Annotated in this window: 16 protein-coding genes; 3 read left to right on the plus strand and 13 right to left on the minus strand. The window is 59.0% G+C overall.

Annotated features, from left to right (window positions below; translation table 11 throughout):
* Positions 1–3 precede the first annotated feature (3 nt).
* From BI327_RS03250 to BI327_RS03260, 3 genes are read right to left on the minus strand one after another with little or no spacing between them, the layout of a single operon-like run.
* Positions 4–843 carry a carbohydrate ABC transporter permease gene (locus BI327_RS03250; protein ID WP_076858331.1) on the minus strand — a complete coding sequence of 280 codons (840 nt, stop codon included), beginning with the start codon at positions 841–843 and terminating at the stop codon, positions 4–6.
* Positions 840–1,736, minus strand: a complete 897-nt coding sequence (locus BI327_RS03255; RefSeq protein WP_076858332.1) for a carbohydrate ABC transporter permease — start codon at positions 1,734–1,736, stop codon at positions 840–842. Before BI327_RS03255 ends, BI327_RS03250 begins: the two co-directional genes overlap by 4 nt.
* Positions 1,737–1,769: 33 nt before the next feature.
* Positions 1,770–3,044: an ABC transporter substrate-binding protein gene (locus tag BI327_RS03260; protein ID WP_159450401.1), complete on the minus strand. Its 1,275-nt coding sequence runs from the start codon at positions 3,042–3,044 to the stop codon at positions 1,770–1,772.
* A 174-nt stretch (positions 3,045–3,218) separates the two neighbouring features.
* On the opposite strand from BI327_RS03260, the gene BI327_RS03265 reads away from it, so the two are divergent.
* Genes BI327_RS03265 through BI327_RS03275 form a run of 3 tightly spaced genes read left to right on the plus strand, consistent with a single transcriptional unit; the run spans position 3,219 to position 6,132 of the window.
* Positions 3,219–4,160 (plus strand): amidohydrolase family protein, encoded by a 942-nt coding sequence (locus tag BI327_RS03265; RefSeq protein ID WP_076858334.1) that lies wholly within the window; start codon positions 3,219–3,221, stop codon positions 4,158–4,160.
* 20 nt (positions 4,161–4,180) lie between these two features.
* A complete protein-coding gene (locus BI327_RS03270; RefSeq protein WP_076858335.1) occupies positions 4,181–5,242 on the plus strand; it encodes an ABC transporter ATP-binding protein in 1,062 nt (353 codons plus the stop codon).
* A 38-nt stretch (positions 5,243–5,280) separates the two neighbouring features.
* Entirely contained in the window at positions 5,281–6,132 is an 852-nt protein-coding gene (locus BI327_RS03275; RefSeq protein WP_076858336.1) for an SDR family NAD(P)-dependent oxidoreductase, read from the plus strand.
* Between the two features lie 351 nt (positions 6,133–6,483).
* Here BI327_RS03275 and BI327_RS03280 read toward each other — a convergent pair whose 3' ends face one another.
* The 10 genes from BI327_RS03280 to BI327_RS03325 form a co-directional block, all read right to left on the minus strand.
* Positions 6,484–7,665: an amino acid aminotransferase gene (locus tag BI327_RS03280; protein WP_076858337.1), complete on the minus strand. Its 1,182-nt coding sequence runs from the start codon at positions 7,663–7,665 to the stop codon at positions 6,484–6,486.
* A 140-nt stretch (positions 7,666–7,805) separates the two neighbouring features.
* Positions 7,806–9,098, minus strand: a complete 1,293-nt coding sequence (locus BI327_RS03285; protein ID WP_076858338.1) for an MFS transporter — start codon at positions 9,096–9,098, stop codon at positions 7,806–7,808.
* Positions 9,099–9,127: 29 nt separating this feature from the next.
* Complete coding sequence (locus tag BI327_RS03290) at positions 9,128–10,030, minus strand: PhzF family phenazine biosynthesis protein (RefSeq protein WP_143271523.1); 903 nt, start codon at positions 10,028–10,030, stop codon at positions 9,128–9,130.
* A gap of 70 nt (positions 10,031–10,100) precedes the next feature.
* On the minus strand, positions 10,101–10,823 hold the full coding sequence (locus BI327_RS03295) for a glutathione S-transferase N-terminal domain-containing protein (RefSeq protein ID WP_076858339.1): 723 nt from the start codon (positions 10,821–10,823) through the stop codon (positions 10,101–10,103).
* A 176-nt stretch (positions 10,824–10,999) separates the two neighbouring features.
* Positions 11,000–11,740 carry a GntR family transcriptional regulator gene (locus BI327_RS03300; protein WP_083741903.1) on the minus strand — a complete coding sequence of 247 codons (741 nt, stop codon included), beginning with the start codon at positions 11,738–11,740 and terminating at the stop codon, positions 11,000–11,002.
* Positions 11,741–11,945: 205 nt separating this feature from the next.
* Entirely contained in the window at positions 11,946–12,953 is a 1,008-nt protein-coding gene (locus tag BI327_RS03305; protein WP_076858340.1) for a branched-chain amino acid ABC transporter permease, read from the minus strand.
* The gene (locus BI327_RS03310; RefSeq protein WP_076858341.1) at positions 12,950–13,855 is read right to left on the minus strand and encodes a branched-chain amino acid ABC transporter permease; all 906 of its coding nucleotides are present in this window, start codon (positions 13,853–13,855) and stop codon (positions 12,950–12,952) included. Before BI327_RS03310 ends, BI327_RS03305 begins: the two co-directional genes overlap by 4 nt.
* Positions 13,856–13,875: 20 nt before the next feature.
* A complete protein-coding gene (locus tag BI327_RS03315; RefSeq protein ID WP_076858342.1) occupies positions 13,876–15,108 on the minus strand; it encodes an ABC transporter substrate-binding protein in 1,233 nt (410 codons plus the stop codon).
* 41 nt (positions 15,109–15,149) lie between these two features.
* A complete protein-coding gene (locus BI327_RS03320; protein ID WP_076858343.1) occupies positions 15,150–15,884 on the minus strand; it encodes an ABC transporter ATP-binding protein in 735 nt (244 codons plus the stop codon).
* Entirely contained in the window at positions 15,881–16,615 is a 735-nt protein-coding gene (locus tag BI327_RS03325; protein WP_143271524.1) for an ABC transporter ATP-binding protein, read from the minus strand. The genes BI327_RS03320 and BI327_RS03325 overlap by 4 nt, the downstream gene beginning before the upstream one ends.
* Positions 16,616–16,726 lie beyond the last annotated feature (111 nt).

Here is a 16,726-nt window from a genome sequence, read left to right on the forward strand (position 1 = left end):
GCTTCATTTGACGGCTCCCGCAATGCGTCCCGGCGAGATCCACCCCTGAATCGGCAGGAAAAGCAGAAAGACCGGGAGCGTCGTGACGACAGATGCTGCCATGACCGCGCCCCAGTCGACGTAATCGTCGCCAAAGAACTGGTAGAGACCGAGTGGCAAGGTCTTGAGGTCGGTTTGCGTCAGGAAGGCGAGCGCAAACAGGTATTCCGTCCAGGACAGCAGGAAGGCATAGGTGGCTGTCGCCACAAATCCCGGCAGCATGACGGGACAGATGATCAGCCAGATGACCTGCCAGCGCGAGGCTCCGTCGATGATGGCGGCCTCATCGAGGCTCTTCGGCACGGTTACAAGGTAGCCTACCAGCATGTAGACCGAGAACGGGATTGTGAAGGCGGTGTAGGTGAGGATCATCCCGACGTAGCTGTTGATCAGATGCATGGCGGCGAACGCCACAAATAGCGGATTGATCAGGACGATCCAGGGAAACACCTGGCCGAAAAGGATTCCCGTGAAGAGGGTCCGCTTGGCGCGAAACTCGAAGCGCGAGAACACATAAGCTGCCATGACCGACAGCACGGTGGAGACCACCGTAGCGGCCACGCAGATGACCACACTGTTGAGGATGAAGCGCCCGAAGCCGGCCTGGAAAATCCGAACGTAGTTGCGAATCGTGAACGTCTCCGCCGTCGACAGCAGGCCGCCACCGGGCCGGAACGAACCGACGAGCACGTAGATGGCCGGATAGACCAGGACAAACAGCGTGACGATCGTCAGCACAACAGCAAGGACAAATTGCCATCCGCCCGGATCGCGCCAGTGCCGTGAGGGCGCCGTAGCAGTCACAGCGTCTCCTCCAGTTGCCGGTGCGCCACAAGCCGCAAATATAAGATTCCAAACGCACCCATCACGACCGCCATCACCATGCCGATCGCGGAGCTATATCCGAGACGGAAATCCACGAACGCCTTGAGATAGACCTCTGTGGCGAGCACGTTGGTAAAGGTACCCGGCCCGGCGCCGGTCGCCAACCACACGTAGACGAAGTTGTTGAACGACCAGAATACCGACATCAGTCCGAGCACCAGAATCGCAGGCATAAGGAACGGCAAGGTCACGAAGCGGAACATCTGCCAGTTGGTAGCGCCGTCGAGTTCTGCTGCTTCGTAATATTCCTCGGGAACCGTCTGCAAGTTGGAGAGCAGCGAAAGGGCAATCAGCGGCACGGTGTTCCAGAGCATGATCGTCACGATGGATGGCCATACCGTGCGCATGTCGGCAAGGAAGGCGATCGGCTGACTAATTATGTTCAGCCCCATCAGCGCGTCGTTGACGAAACCATTGCGCTCGAGCAGGAAGCGCCAGATCACCACTGCGACGATCGGCGGTGTCGCCCACGGAACGAGAAGGGCAAAGCGGGCAACCGAGGCAAGCCTTAGCGTCTTGAGGGCCCTAGTATTTAGCAACACCGCGATCCCAAGCCCAATGAGCAACCTAAGAAGCACGGACGTCGCAGTCAGCCAGATCAAGGTATTGAAGAGGATGTGACTGAAATCGCCGCGATGAAGCAATTCGCGATAATTTGCCAAGCCTACCCAGTTTCCACCCTTCTTCATGCCGAGAAGGGACAGATCCGTGAAACTGATGCGAAGATTGTCGAAGATCGGATAGCCGTAGAATAAGACCAGGAGCACCACTGCGGGCAGAAGCATCGTCGTAATGAAAAGCCTGTCGCGCATATTGCCCCTTGCCCCGATTTCGTTTTGCCAACCTCAGGGCATCTGCTTACCGATTTCCGCGAACAGTTCCTTCGCAGCATCTTCGGTCGATACTTGCCCCGATAGCGCCTTTCCGAAAGTGCGCGTCGTGACATTCCAAAGCGTGCCAATCGGAGCCGGTCCGCTGGCATAAGCTCCCCACGTGCGGGCATGCGGGAATTGTTCCGCAAACCCCTTCAGGGGCGCCCCGAAATCAATCTGCTTCAGCAACGAGGTCTGGGCCGGAAATTGGGTACGGTAGTATTGGGCGAAGACTGCTTGCGAGGCCATGAATTTGGTGAACTTCCAGGCTGCGTTGGGATGCTTGCTGTTGGCGTTAATGACAAGCATGCGTCCTCCAATCATTGAACTTTTGGTATCGTCTTGGTGCGGGAACGGCGCGGACGCGAACGGAATGGACTTGCCGGGATTTGCCTCCTCATACGCCTTGAGGATTTCCTTGTATGTGTTCGGAGGCATAGCCCCCATGGCCTGCTTACCGGTGACCAAAGCCTGTATGATGGCCGGATCATGCGCATCGCTGGCTGCAAGATTTGTCTTTGGATTATCGCCGCCGTCCATGAACTGCTTGAAGTAGTTCATGCATTCGACGACATCTTTCGGCATCAGCCCGATCGCATAGGAACCATCAGGCTTCTGAACGATCAGTTCCTTGCCGTGCGACCACCAGTAGAAATTGGCTAAGAACCACATCGCCCCCGATGCCGAGCTTCCGGCCGGAAAGCCAAAGCCGGCCTTGCCCGTTTTCTTGTAGACCGCCTCGCTGTTCTTGCGCAGGTCCTCCCAGGTATGAGGCAAGTCCGTAATGCCAGCATCCTTGAGCAAATCCGTCCGATAGACCATCGCCCAGGTGTCGGTCGTCCATGGCAGGCCGTAGAAGTGGCCGTCCCTGCCCTTTGCCAAATCTTGTGCGGCGAAGTCCGCAAAGCCGTTGGGCGGCGGATCCTTCCGAATGAAATCGTCCAGCGCAAGCGTGGCGCCGGCGGCTCCCATTTCGATGACCCAGACCTGCGCAACGTGCGCTACGTCCGGCCCTTCCCCAACGGCTGCCTCGCGCAAGAATTGGTTGCGGGCGTCCTTCCAGCCGATCCGCTGGAGGTCGACCTTGATGTTCGGATTGTCGCGCTGGAATGCATCGATTGCTCCCCGCACCTCCTGTTCGGTATCGTTGAAGCGGAAGGTGATCGTCACCGGGTCCGCACTGGCGAGATGAACCGTTCCGATCACGGCCACGCTCGCAACGAGCCCGGCAGCGAGCAGCTTGAGCATGGCGTCCTCCCATATTTCCGGTTGCGGCACCGCGGATCTGAGCACGGTCAGTCCGAACATTTAACAGAACCATATGTGATCCTGTTAATTCTGTCAAACCAATCGGCAGCAATTGACGCTCCTGTCAAACGGACCTATCAATAGGACTGTTTTTAGCTAACGAAAGACGGACCGTTGCGGCAAAGGATCGACGCCCATCATCACCTGTGGCAGCTTGGTCATTTCCCCTATGGGTGGCTAGCGCCGGACTCGCCGCCGCGCCCTTTCGGTGATCACACCAGGCTGAAGACGGATTATCTTGTTGCCGACTACGCACGCGACATGGCCGACGCCGGCGTCGTCGCGTCGGTGTTCGTGGAGGCAAACGCGGGAGCATCCGGGGCTTCTGAGATCGATTGGGTGGACACGGTTGGCGGTGATGGCAGCTTGCCCGCCGCCTCGATCGGCTATGCTGACTTGCGCCAGCCTGACGTTGGCAGACTCCTGTCGTCTTTCCAGCGCTCCGGACGCATGCGCGGGATACGCATGTCGCTGGCATGGGACAGCCGTCCGCGGTGGCGCTTTGTCGACTCGCCGGACGTCATGCTGACCTCGGACTTTCAACGCGGTCTCGCCGAATTGACACGACGCGAGTTGGTATTCGACACGCTGGTCGTACCCGGGCAACTCGAGCAGCTTGCCGCGCTCGCTCGCGCGAATCCCGACCAGCAGTTCGTCGCAAACCACCTCGGCACTCCGCTCCGCGATACTCCCGACGACATCGTCCAATGGACCCAGGGAATGCGCGAGTGCGCGAAGTGCGCGAACATATCAATCAAAGTTTCGGGCTTGTGGGTTCTCGACCGCAATTGGTTGCCGGAGCGCATCGCCGGCCCCGTCCGCATGGTCATCGACCTATTTGGACCGGATCGGTGCATGTGGGCCACCAACTATCCCGTCGAGAAATTGATGTGCCTGGTTGCCGACCAGATCCGCAATCTCGACGCCGTGCTGGACGATCTCTCAGAAGACGACAAGGATTTGATCTATCGGCGCACGGCCTCTCGAGTTTATCGCATTGCGCTCCCGGGCGAGGCGGCGGCGGTCGCCAATCTGCAAAAAGCTGCCTCAAACTAGAGAGCGCGCGGGAGGGACCGATGGCGAGCGTTTCAATAGAAAATGTCCGCAAGCGGTACGGTGCGCTGGAGACGATCCGCGGAGTTTCGATCGATATCGCCGACGGCGAATTCGTCATTCTCGTTGGACCGTCCGGTTGTGGCAAGTCTACCCTGCTGCGCATGGTGGCCGGTCTGGAAGCCATCAACGGCGGCGCTATTCGCATTGGCGAGCGCGTCGTGAACGACGTTGCGCCGAAGGATCGCGACATCGCCATGGTCTTCCAGAACTACGCGCTCTATCCGCACATGACGGTCAGGCAGAACATGGGTTTCTCGATGCGGCTGCGCCGGACGGCGAGCGCCCAAATGGAAGATAGGGTCAATCGCGCGGCAAGAATGCTGGGCCTTGAAAAGTTACTTGATCGCCAGCCTCGCGCACTGTCCGGCGGTCAGCGTCAACGTGTGGCGATGGGACGCGCCATTGTGCGCGACCCGGCAGTCTTTCTTTTGGACGAACCGCTCTCCAATCTCGACGCCAAGCTGAGGGTTCAGATGCGCACCGAGATTAGGGCTTTGCACCAGCAATTGCGTACCACCACGATCTATGTGACGCACGACCAGGTCGAAGCTATGACCATGGGTGACAAGATAGTTGTCATGCATGACGGAATCGTCGAACAGATCGGCACGCCCCTGGATCTTTACGACCGCCCGGCCAATCGCTTCGTCGCCCAGTTCATCGGCTCGCCCTCCATGAACGTGATCGATGGGCGTATTGAAGGCGGGTGTTTTCTGAAAGGCGACCTCGAGCTTCCGTTGCCAGCGTTCGCGCGGCAGCTTTGGAACGGCAGAGAGGTCTCCTGGGGTGTTCGTCCGGAAAATCTGAGGATTTCGAATGAAGGAGACGTCGGCGCGACCATTAAGGCGGTGGAACCAACGGGGACCGATACACTCCTTTCTCTCGCAGCTAGCGGCGAGCAGATGATCGTAACGCAGCGCGACCGAATTGGCCCCAGGCCCGGCGACCGCGTACGGTTTTCCGTAGATGAGGATCGGATTCATCTTTTTGACAGATCGACGGGAGAGCGTCTCGCGCCCTGAAGAACAGTCAGCAGATCGAATGGACGCTGGAGCAAACCATGTCAAACGCGCAGGATTTGGAGAATAGCCGCCGTGTGGCTGCACGCTTTTCGATGGCAGGCCGTAAGGCGCTGGTCACCGGGGGCAGCATCAGCATTGGGGGTGAGATCGCTCTCGCATTCGCCGAAGCGGGGGCAGATGTCGTCATTCAGCATGCACGCCAGGCCGATATCGGTTTCGGCCGCAACGATGCAGCGGAGGAAATGGTGGCAGCTATAACCGGTCGTGGCCGGGCCGGAGGCGCGATCGATGCGGACTTCTCAATATCAGGAGAGCCGACGCGATGCGTGGAAGAAGCGCGCACCCTGCTGGGCGGTCTCGACGTTCTTGTCGTGTGCGCTTCGATCCAGTACCGGATCCCTTTTGAAGAGGTGACCGCGGATCAGATCGAGCGCCAGCTTCAGGTCAACTTCAAGGCGACGATCGAACTGCTGCAAGCCGCGTTGCCGCATATGCGCGAGAACCGGTTCGGACGCATTCTCACCATCGGCAGCGTCAACCAGATCGCGCCGGAACCGGCCCTCTCGGTCTACGCCGCTCTCAAGAGTGCGCAACACAACCTGTCGTTCAATCTTGCGCGCGAATACGCCCCTTACGGCATCACCATCAATAACCTATCCCCAGGTCTCATCGCCACCGAGCGCAACAAATGGCGCCGTGTCAACGCTGCGACCTGGAAGGCGATCGAAGCGGGCTGCAGCCCGATGCAGCGCGCAGGCGCCCCCTCCGAGATGGCCGGTGCCGCCCTGCTCTTCTGCTCCGACGCTGGCAGCTATATCACTGGCGCAGACCTTCAGGCGACCGGCGGGCGCCACCTCGCCTGGAGCCCCCCGGCCCCGGCATGTCCATGATCAAAGGATGGCAACAGTTGTGCTTGATCGCGGGAGTGAGTCCGCACCGTCGTCGAGTGTGAAGGTTTCGAGCACCGGCCCTGTTGACAGCAGTGGTGACGCCGGAGCGGCTCGGGGGCAAGTCTCTCGAAGCGCTCTCGACTTGCGCCAGCACGGCAGAGATGCGCGCGATGGTGGTGTGGTCTATGTACGCAGCCAGCAATCGTTCACCGGCATCCCCGAAATCGCCCGAGAGCGGTGTCCAACGTCTACTGCGGCGGATTGGGAACAGCCCCTGGTGCGCGACTTACCGTCCCTCGATGAAGTTCCTGTTATTGGCTCATTACGGAAGATGAATGCCTTGAGCCGGCGTTATGCAGTCACTTCTGATATCGAATGTATGAAGTACTCCATATCTGACGTCCGAAGCCCTGCCAGGTTGATACGTCCCGACTCTGCCATGTAGATGCTGTAGCCTGTTCGCAGCCGGACCACCTCGTCTTTGGTTAGCGGCAGTAGCGAAAACATGCCGTTTTGCTTCGACAGCGCCGCAAAGTTGATCCGGTTTACCTGACCGTATCGTCCGAGCTCTCGTCTAAGGTTAGCGATGCGGTCACGAGCCTGCCGTAGCTCGCCTTGCCATCCAGCCGTTAACTCAGGATCATTTAGAATCGTCCTCACGACGGCTGCTCCGTGATCGGGCGGCGTTGAATAAACTGTTCGCGCGAGTACCTGCAAACTTGACAGGATCGGGGCACGCGCCTTGGAGCTGTCGGCGAGCACGAAGAGAGCTCCTGTCCGTTCCCGATATAGACCGAAGGTCTTCGAGCACGAGAACGCGATCAACGCTTCGGGAACTTGCGCCAGGATTGTTTGGATACCTCGCCTATCTTCTGCAAGGCTCGTCGCGAAGCCGGCATACGCAAAATCAATGAGCGGAAGGAGTTTGCGCGCGACCAGGAGGTCGGCAACCTCTTGCCATTGCTCCGGCGTGAGGTCCGCGCCAGTCGGGTTGTGGCAACATGCGTGTAATAGCACCAAGTCCCCCGGCTTCGCCTGCTTGAGTGCTTCCTTCATGAGCTCAAACTGCACACTCTGAGTCGAGGGATCGAAATAGGAGTATTGTTGGATTTTCAGACCGGCGGACTGCAAGACCGGCAGATGGTTCGGCCATGTCGGAACGCCGATCCAAATCCGCGGTTCGGATGACGCGAAAGCGGCGAGCGTGGCCGCCAGTCTCAACGCGCCCGTTCCGCCAACGGCCTGGCAGGCCACTACCCGCTCCGCTGGAAGCCTTGCCTCACCGAAAACGAGTGGAATTATCGAGGCGAGAAATTCGGGGTCGCCCTCTGACCCAAAATAGGTCTTGCTCCGCTGATGGCTAACGAGCCGCTTCTCTGCTTCCTTGACGGCCGCCATGATCGGGCTTTTACCCGCGGCGTCTCGGTACACGCCAACCCCCAGATCAATCTTTGACGGGTTCGGATCCTCTGCATGCAACCGGATGAGGCCGAGGACTGAATCAGTCGGAAGGACAGATAGTGAACTGAACATGATGTTACCTGGTGTGTGGGCAGCGGCGCCGATTGAGGAGACTCAGCGTGATCAGGACCGGCCTGTTGCTTGGCCAATTCTGAAGAGACACATTCGTTTTCAACGGAACGAACAAGATCGATGGCAAAGCTACAGCTCGGTTAGGCCGCGGATGCGCTCGCCACGCTTGAGGTCGTGGCAGGTCTTGGAATGAGCTGGAGCGATGCCAGAGCGGCCATGAAGAACAGGACCGCATAGTGTGCTGGTGCAAACTTGCTGGCGGTCAACTCGCCGATGAGAGTCACGAAGAAGAGCGAGAACCCGCCGAAGATCGTTGCCGCCACGTTGTACACGATCGACAGGCCCGTCGCCCGGGCGTAAGTCGGAAATAGATCCGCAAGAAACGTCGGTGCGGGGGCGTATGCTGCTGCGATGAGAACTGCGAACCACAATTCGACCACGGTGAGCGATAGATAGCCGGGAGATGCAATCAACCAGGCGTAGGCGGGATAGACACTGATCGTTAGTGTCCCAAGCGCCACCCGCAGGATAGTGATGCCATCGATCCGGTCCGCCAGTAGACCAAAAACCGGAATCAACATCATCCGGACAGTCACCGCGACGAGAAGCGTGTTGAACGCTACGGCTTGAGGCAGACCCAGACTGAGGTGGACGAACAGCGGAAGGTGCGTAATGATGACGTAAGACATCACGTTGACCGCTGCACTTACGGCTAGGCCAACGACTATCTCGCGGGGATATCCGGTGATGGTACCCCATAACGTAACCCGTTCGACCGCCGAGGCACCGACGGCGCTACCGCTGGGCTCGTGCAGCCGCCGGCGAATGTAATAGCCCACCGGTCCGATCAGCAGCCCGACCATGAAGGCAATTCGCCAGGCTCCTAGTTCGATTTGCGACTGGGAGAAAAGGCCGAACAGAATTGCGCCCATTATCGTTGAGGCCAATGCACCTGACGCCTGAGCGAACATCTGCCAGCTCCCGTAGAAGATCCGGCGATTAGAAGGAGCGTACTCGATCAGAAACGCGGTCGCGCTGCCAAACTCGCCACCCGTGGAAAAGCCCTGCAACAAACGGCCGATGGCGACGATCACCGTAGCTGCGACACCCGCAGTCGCATAGGTCGGAGCAACCGCAATCAGAGCGGTCGAGACGAACATCATCCAGATGACCAGCGTCAACGCCTTCTTGCGACCGACGCGATCCGCGTAAAGACCGATGACCAATCCGCCCAATGGTCGCATCACGAAGGCGACGCCGACGCTCAGCGTTGAGAGCAGCAGCGACATCGACGGATCGTTGGGCGGGAAGAACAGCGAACTGATTGTTCCTGCCAGGAAGCCGTACACGATGAAATCATACCATTCCAATGCATTGCCGATCGTGGCCGCGAGAATAACACGCCACGGCTTCTGGTTGTCTAAGGGGTCCATATTCACCTCCTAAGCCTTTAAGGCTTCTCCTAACCAGAAATGAAGAGCTGACCACTCATGTACTTCTTGGCTGGCCCGCCAATCACTACGCGCCCATTCGCTGCAACTCCCGTCGTAACATCACCCCGCCTTGCCGACAGTTGCTTTACTTGAAAGGCCGTCTTCTTCAGTCTGTTCGCCCAAAACGGCGCGAGCGTGCAATGGACAACTCCAGTGACTGGATCCTCTGGGATATTAAGAAGAGGCGCGAAATAGCGTAGAACATAATCTGTTCCGTCGGTGCCGGGCGCCGTAATGATGACATTCCTTCCTTCGGCCCAAGCTGTTTCCCTGCTTAACTTGGATCGAACGGCCTTCACCTCCTCGGCATCGCGATAGACCAGAATGTTGCGATTGTTTGCCCAGAACTCAGCAGGCTTGACGCCGAGATCCGCTTCGATCCCGACAGGAACACTGCGCGCTACCGGCGGGTCATCTGCAGGAAAGTCCATCAGGAAGCTATCACCGGACTTGACGACGGAGAGAATGCCCTTGGTGCGCGTATGGAACGCGACCGACGGCAGATCGGGTTCGAGGTCATTCAAGATCAGTGCCGCCGCAGCAAGCGTCGCGTGACCATTTAGAGGCACCTCCTGAACGGGCGTAAACCACCTGATGTGCCAATCGGCTCCCTTCTTCAGAACAAACGCGACTTCCGACTGGTTCATCTCAGTTGCCAGGGCCTGCATCTGGCTGTCCGAAAGCCACTCCTCCAGCACCAACACAGGCGCCGGATTCCCGGAGAACGCTGTTCGGGTAAATGAATCGAACAGATAGAATGGGATTCCCCGATCAGCCCTGGCCTGAGCACCAGCTTCCGTTGCCGCCGCCGTTGCGCCGGTGCTGACGCACGCAAAGAACGCGGAGGAAAGAAAATTTCGGCGCTTCATCATTGTGCTGCTCCTCAGGATTATCCAGTCCACGGAAGACTCCCGGACCGGCAATAAGATCTCGACCGTCAGGCTAGTCCAAACTTCCTCCGAGCGACGGCCGCGTCGTCGTATTGGCCGGCTCAAGACGCAGCAGCCCAAAGAGCTCGTCCGCAGGGACGTACTTCAGGTGAAGCGCTTGCTGAAGCGGCGCCGTGGATGCGAACTCTTCCATGTCTCTCGCAAGATGCTCCACCCAACTAAAAGTCCGCGGCCATCGGTTCGCCATGCCATTTCCGAACCGAAGCGCGAGGTAATTGAGCGTGCAGCCGAGAGCGATCGTCCCGATATTGCGTTCTGCTGTGGCGCGCGGATTCAACATCTGCGCTCCCTCGAGGTGATCCAGACACCTCACCATCTTTTCCGCCTGATGCGCTAACCAAGCGGTATTGCGCATCGGCGGCTCTCGCCACTGGAACTCGGAGTAGATGAGAACCGCGGCTTCCGCCAGTCCGTCCGCGAGCGCTTGCGCACGTAGCGCGCTAAGGCGCATTTGGGAGTCCCGCGGGATCAGGAGCGTCGTCCCGGTGCGAAGTTGAAGATATTCAACGATCACCGAAGAGTCGTAGATCGGCTCGCAACCGACCGGAACTAGCACCGGAAGCTTGCCGAGAGGGTTGACTCTGCGAAGCTCGCTACCCGCTTCGAGAGTGCTCACGAATTCTAATCGGATTTCGAAACCGACGATCGCCGCGGCGCACTGGACTTTATGACCGAAAGGCGAAGGATATGCGGTAAGTAGCTTTGCCGTCTGCATGGATTACTCCTGCTGATCGCCGGGCATCTAGCTCGCAACCAAGTCGTCGGCACGAGGTAGGCAGCCGGTCGCCCCCCTTCCGGCCGGAACTTTTCTGAGCGATCGCGAGACCGCGCTGCTCTGCTGCGCCGGAGACCAAGACAGCCCTGATTCACAGTTGTTTATGCAGTCAATCATCACAGCTCGATGGCGGCGGAGAGTGAGGCAGCAAGGCGAGTCGACACTTCGGTGCGCAGCACTTCGGCATCGAGTTTCGCGAGTTTTTCGGCCGCGACTTGATCGCGCTGCGAAATCGCCTCGATCAGCTCCTTGTGGTAATCCAGAGGATACGAAACCTGAACGTCCGCGTGGTGCTCGAGGTACATGTAGATCAAGCGCTGAGCTTGATCGAGAACCGAGCGGGTCCAGTCGATAAAGAACACGTTCTTGCCGCACTCCGCGATCTTGCAGTGAAAATCGCGATTGCATTCGATCCTAACTAGGATGTCGCCACGGGCGGCAGTCTTGTGCTTCTGGTCAATCTCCCTGAGCTCTTCGAGCTGCCGCTCAGTACGATGTAGCGCTGCAAGGCGAGCAGTGACGCGATACATGAGTTGAAGAGCGTCGAAGTAGTCCGGCAACGCCGAGGCGTCGAAATGTGCAACGATGGTGCTTCTGTTCCTGAGTGTCTGCACAAGTCGCTCGCCGTTGAGACGAATTAACGCTTCCCGCACCGGCGAACGGGAGACGTTGAACTGTTGGCTGAGGCTTGTTTCGTCGAGAAGGGTTCCCGGCGACAGCTCTGCTTGGAGGATGGACCTCTTTAGGCGGAGGTAAACCGCGTCGGCGTTGCTTCCACGCCCCCTCGACGGCACGTCGTCGACCGGGCGGTTTCCCTTGGGTCTCTCCTCAGCCTTTAGGCGATTGGGTTTTGACACGTTGATCTCTCGTTTTTCTTTTGGACCGTCCGATCACACGCCGTCCAGGTCGTCGTCCAACGTTGGCTGCCGATGATAGGTCCTCGTCGACGCCGCGCGTTCACGACATCCTTATGCGAGGTCGCATCTCGCGCCAAAGCAGGACTCTCAATGCAAAGGCCCGAGCCAACAGAACCGCAACTCCGAATAAGCCACGTCACCTCCATCATTGAGTCTTCCCTTCAGCCTGTCGCCGGCGGCGAAGCAACGTCGCGAGGATTTTCAGAGCGCCCATCACGCCTTGCGGGTACAAGCGGAACACGACAATCAGCAAGGCCGCGAAGATGACTAGCCTGCCCTCCTGCGAGAAGCGCAGCATTTCGGCGACCGCCTGGATAAGAATTGCGCCAATGATTGGCCCCCACAACGTCCGGTAACCACCCAGAACAGCCGCGATGATGATAAGGGACATCTGCGAGAAGTCGGCCTGGCTCGGTGCCAACAACCCCACCGCATGGCCATACATCGCGCCAGCCATACCTGCCATGCCAGCGGACATCGCGAAGATGGTTCGCTTCGCCCGCGCGGCATTTACTCCATTGGCGATGGCCAGCTCTTCGTCATCTCGGACGGCCTGGATGCGATAACCGAGTTTCGTCCGGAGCAGTATCGCACTCGCGCCGAATGCTACCAGGAGCAATCCAAGGAACAAGTAGAAGTACGCGATAGGATCGAGCGTCGAGAATAGGTAGGGTACCTGCAATCCCATTGCGCCGCGTGTGATCTCGTAGTTGATCGTGATTAGCTGGCGGGCGACCTCAGCAAAGACCCAGGTCGCAATAGCAAAGTATAGACTTCTTAGATGCAGTGTCGCGTGGCCAAGCAGATACCCGAGGAGCGCCGCCGCGAGCCCGCCGCACACCACGCCCCACCAGACTGGCAGTCCCAGAGCAAGTACGGCCGCAGCCGACGAATAACCGCCGATCGTCGCGAGTGCGTGCTGCGCCAGTGAGAACATCCCACCGTAGCCGGCGACGAGGTTCCAACTAATCGCCAGCACGGCGAGATAGAACGCGACCCACATCACTTGCAGTTGGTAGTCGTTCAGCATCAGCGGCAAGAACGCCGTCGCGAGAGCCGCTGCCACACCAGGTGTCAGTTCGTTTGGCCACCAGGAAGCTGGCAACTTGCGCGTGGCGGAAAGGAGATCGATCATCGACGACTGCGGCATCATACCCGCCGCTCCCTATGCCCGAAGAGGCCTTGCGGGCGGAAAACCAAGAAGCCAATGAGGAAGACGAATCCGTAGAGCTGCTGCAGTTCTGCGCGGTAGAATGTAGCGCCGAGCCCTTCGACCAAAGCCAATCCGAACGCCGCGACGACCGCGCCACCCAGCGAACCGATGCCGCCGATCACGATGATCTCGAATCCCTTCATCGTCGCGGCGGCGCCGTTCAACGGATGCACCAAGAACACTGGCGCCAACAGCGCGCCGGCGACGGCGCATAGTCCCGTTCCGATGCCGAAGGCGAGCATATCCATAGTCTTCAAATTGAGACCCGCCGTTTCAGCCGCCAGGCGGTTCTGCGCGATTCCGCGGAATGCCAGTCCAAGCGATGTTCGGTACAGCAGGACATAGAACAGCAGGATGATGGCCAGCGCCGCGAGACCCGATGCCACACGGCTACCGTTAAGCACGATCTCGAGGTCTTCCAACAGTATCGGGCGCATGTAGTCCGGAACGGAATACTGATTCGGGCCCGCAATCATGATGGCCCCGTTCTGCAAGAGCACGGAGAGCGCGACCGTCATGATAGTTGCGTATTCGAACGCCTGAGTGCCAGGCCGATGCATTGGAGCGATTAGCGTCCTTTGCACGACCATGCCGAGCACGAAGACGAGTCCCATCGCAAGGAGCGCCGATAGCAGCCATGCCATCGGCAGCGTCAGGCCGAGCGCGGGGAAGATTACCGTCAGCAGCGCTAGATGCGCGAAGCTGCCGACCATGTAGAACTCGCCCGTCGACCAGTTGATGATTCGCATGATGCTGGCAATGAACGTGATACCCATCGCCATCAGTGCGTAGATAGCACCGTTCAGGAGTGCGAGCGTGAGGGATTGGAGCAGGAGCTGCATGAGCGCTTCGATGCCAGGGTTCAGCGAACCAGTTCGCCAGTTTTCATGTTGGGGGGATAGAGGATCGTGGCGTCACCGAAGCCTTGGTTCGCTTTGGTGTACTGAAGGACCATGATCGGCTGCACGCTCCGCTGCCAATCGACGCCATCGGACTGTTTGAAGGCCACACCGGTCTGGTTCCAGCTTGTGAATCCTCCTTTGACGAGTGCGCCCGAGACCTTCTCTCCCTCCGTGGAACAGGCCGCGTTCATTGCTTGCGCCAGCACGATCGTATTGCCGAACGCGGCGAGTGAGCTGTAGAGAGCAGGCTCGTTGTAGGACTTCCGGTATTCCTCCTGCAGCCACTTGCCCGCGTCGGTAAGAACTTGCTTGGGCTGGTAGTAGGACAGGAAGATCATGTTTTTCCCGAGCTCCCCCAGGTTACGCCAGAACTCTGGCCGTATCGGGAGGTCGTAGGAGATGATCATCGGAGTCTTCGGCAGCAGTCCCACGTCAGCGGACTGCTTGACGATCAGGTAAGCGGGCGCGCCTACGCCCATATTGTAGATCACGTCCGGCGCGAACTTCTTCACCTGCAGCAATGTGGGCAAGAGGTCGGGGTTCGTTTTATCGAAGATCCAAAGCTGGCTCGACATCCCGCCATCGACGAAGCGCTTTTGCATGTCTGGCCCGCTGGAGGTCCCGTAATCGGTGTTCTCGGCGAGGATGGCCACGCGCTTGAACCCGTAGCTCTTTATGAATGCTTCCACGACATCGCTACGATCCCGGGCGATCGTATGAGTCATGAACGTGAACTTCGTGTGATTGCCGCTGATCTTGTCATCGGACGCCTGCGTCACCAGCAGCGGCAACTTGTATTGTTCCGCAAGCGGCTGCACAGCCAACGCCACCGTGCTGTCGTAGGTGCCAAGCACTCCTGCGATCTTATCGTTCGTCACCAGCGAGCGAAGAGCCGCCATGCCCTTCTCGGCGAGGCCGGAGTCGTCGCCCTTGACGATGTTGACTGGTCCTGGCGCTGGACACGTCGAATTCCATACTCCGCCGAGCCGCTGGTTCACGTACTTCGCGCCCAGCTCGGCACCTCTGACGATCAACTGGCCGGCAGCCGAGTCGCCGGGAGGCGATAGCGGCGTAAGCACGCCGATATTGACGGGAGTCGCATTGGCTTGCGCCATTGCACTCGTGGCGGTTGCCGTGAGAAACGCCGCCGCAGCAGCAGCGATCGCCAGCTTGCCAGACAATTCAAAATCCATGATCGTCCTTTCGAGGAAAGATTGAGAGTGGAATAAGCAGCTCAGGCGCCCTGGAGCATTTCCCGAATGACGTCGCTGATGTTTTCTGTGAACCAGCGGCCCGTGCCGTGCCGCTGCACCCCGCCCTCGGCGATGAGATAGACGCTATCGGACATGGCGACTGCGTCAGTGATGTTCTGATCAACCAAGAGCACCGTCACGCCCTGCGAAGGTAGCGCGGCCAGCATCGCATAGACTTCCTGCGCGACTTTGGGCGACATGCCCACGCTGGGTTCATCCAGCAGCATCAATCGCGGCTGGACGATTAGCTCCTTGGCCACCGCGAGCGTGCGTAGCTGGCCTCCACTTAGCTGCGTGGCCTTGATTCTGCGCCGCTCGGCCAGCACCGGAAATCGCTCGTATATCTCGTCGAGACGTGCCTGCATCTCGGGCTTTCGACGCCGCAATAGCCATCCACCGAGGCGTAGATTCTCCTCGATCGTCAATTGTGGACAGGTGCTATGGTGCTGCGGCACGTAAGCCATGCCGTCCAATTTGCGACGGTCGGGAGCAGTCGCCTCCATGATGCTGCCCGCGAACTCTACGGTGCCGCGGCGCGCAGGTAACAGGCCGAAAATGCATCGCAGCAGGGTCGACTTGCCGGCGCCATTGGGGCCGATGATCGTCGTGACCTTCCCTCTTTCGGCCCGAAGATCGATATTTCGAAGGATGTCAATGCCGGGCACATAACCAACGCCGAGGCCCGCGACATTCAACAATGCGTCGGCGGTGCTCATACCGGTTTTCCTAAGTAAGCAGCCACTACCTCGGGCGATGCAGACACCTCATCGAGCGTGCCCTGCGCAATCACCTGCCCGTTTCCCATGACGATGACGTTGGAGCACAGCGCGCGGATCGTTGACATTTCGTGGCTCACCAGAACCACTGTCGCCTGAAATCGCTCATTGATTTGGCGGATGGTGTGGGTAATCCGCTCCTTGAGCGCGGGAGCCACGCCACCAAAAGGCTCATCGAGCAACAGAAGCTTTACCGGCGCGCACATCAGCGCACGGGCCAACTGGAGCAACATGGCCTGACCGCCGGACAGGCTCCCCGCGGGATGCTGAGCCATCCCGGTGAGGCCAGTCGTCGCGAGCGCATCGAAAGCGGCATCGCGCATAGCATCGAGGCTCTCGCTCCTGCCATCCCCGGCCACCGGCAGCAACACGTTCTCAAGCACGGTCAGGCTGGCGAAGGTCTTGGGCATCTGGAAGGTCCGCACCAAGCCGAGACCGGCCAGCTCATAGGGCTTGCGTCGGGTCAACTCCTCTCCGTCGAGGATGATTTCTCCCGTGTCAGGGGCGTAGAAGCCACTGATCAGGTTGATCAGCGTGGTTTTCCCGGACCCGTTTGGCCCGATCAGGCCATAAATCTGCCCGCGCTGAAGGTCGGCAGAAATCTCTCGGACCGCATGCGTTCCGCCAAAGCGTTTCGACAAGCACCGGATTTGGAGGATTGAAGAAATCACCCAGCGCGCTCCCTCATGTTTTGTTGTGAGGCACCATAGTCTCTTGTCGACACGCTGTCTACAATGGATCGGCACATTTTGAGATATATGTCCGCGGCTCGGACGGGTCCC

This window comes from Bradyrhizobium mercantei, from assembly GCF_001982635.1.
GTDB lineage: Bacteria > Pseudomonadota > Alphaproteobacteria > Rhizobiales > Xanthobacteraceae > Bradyrhizobium > Bradyrhizobium mercantei.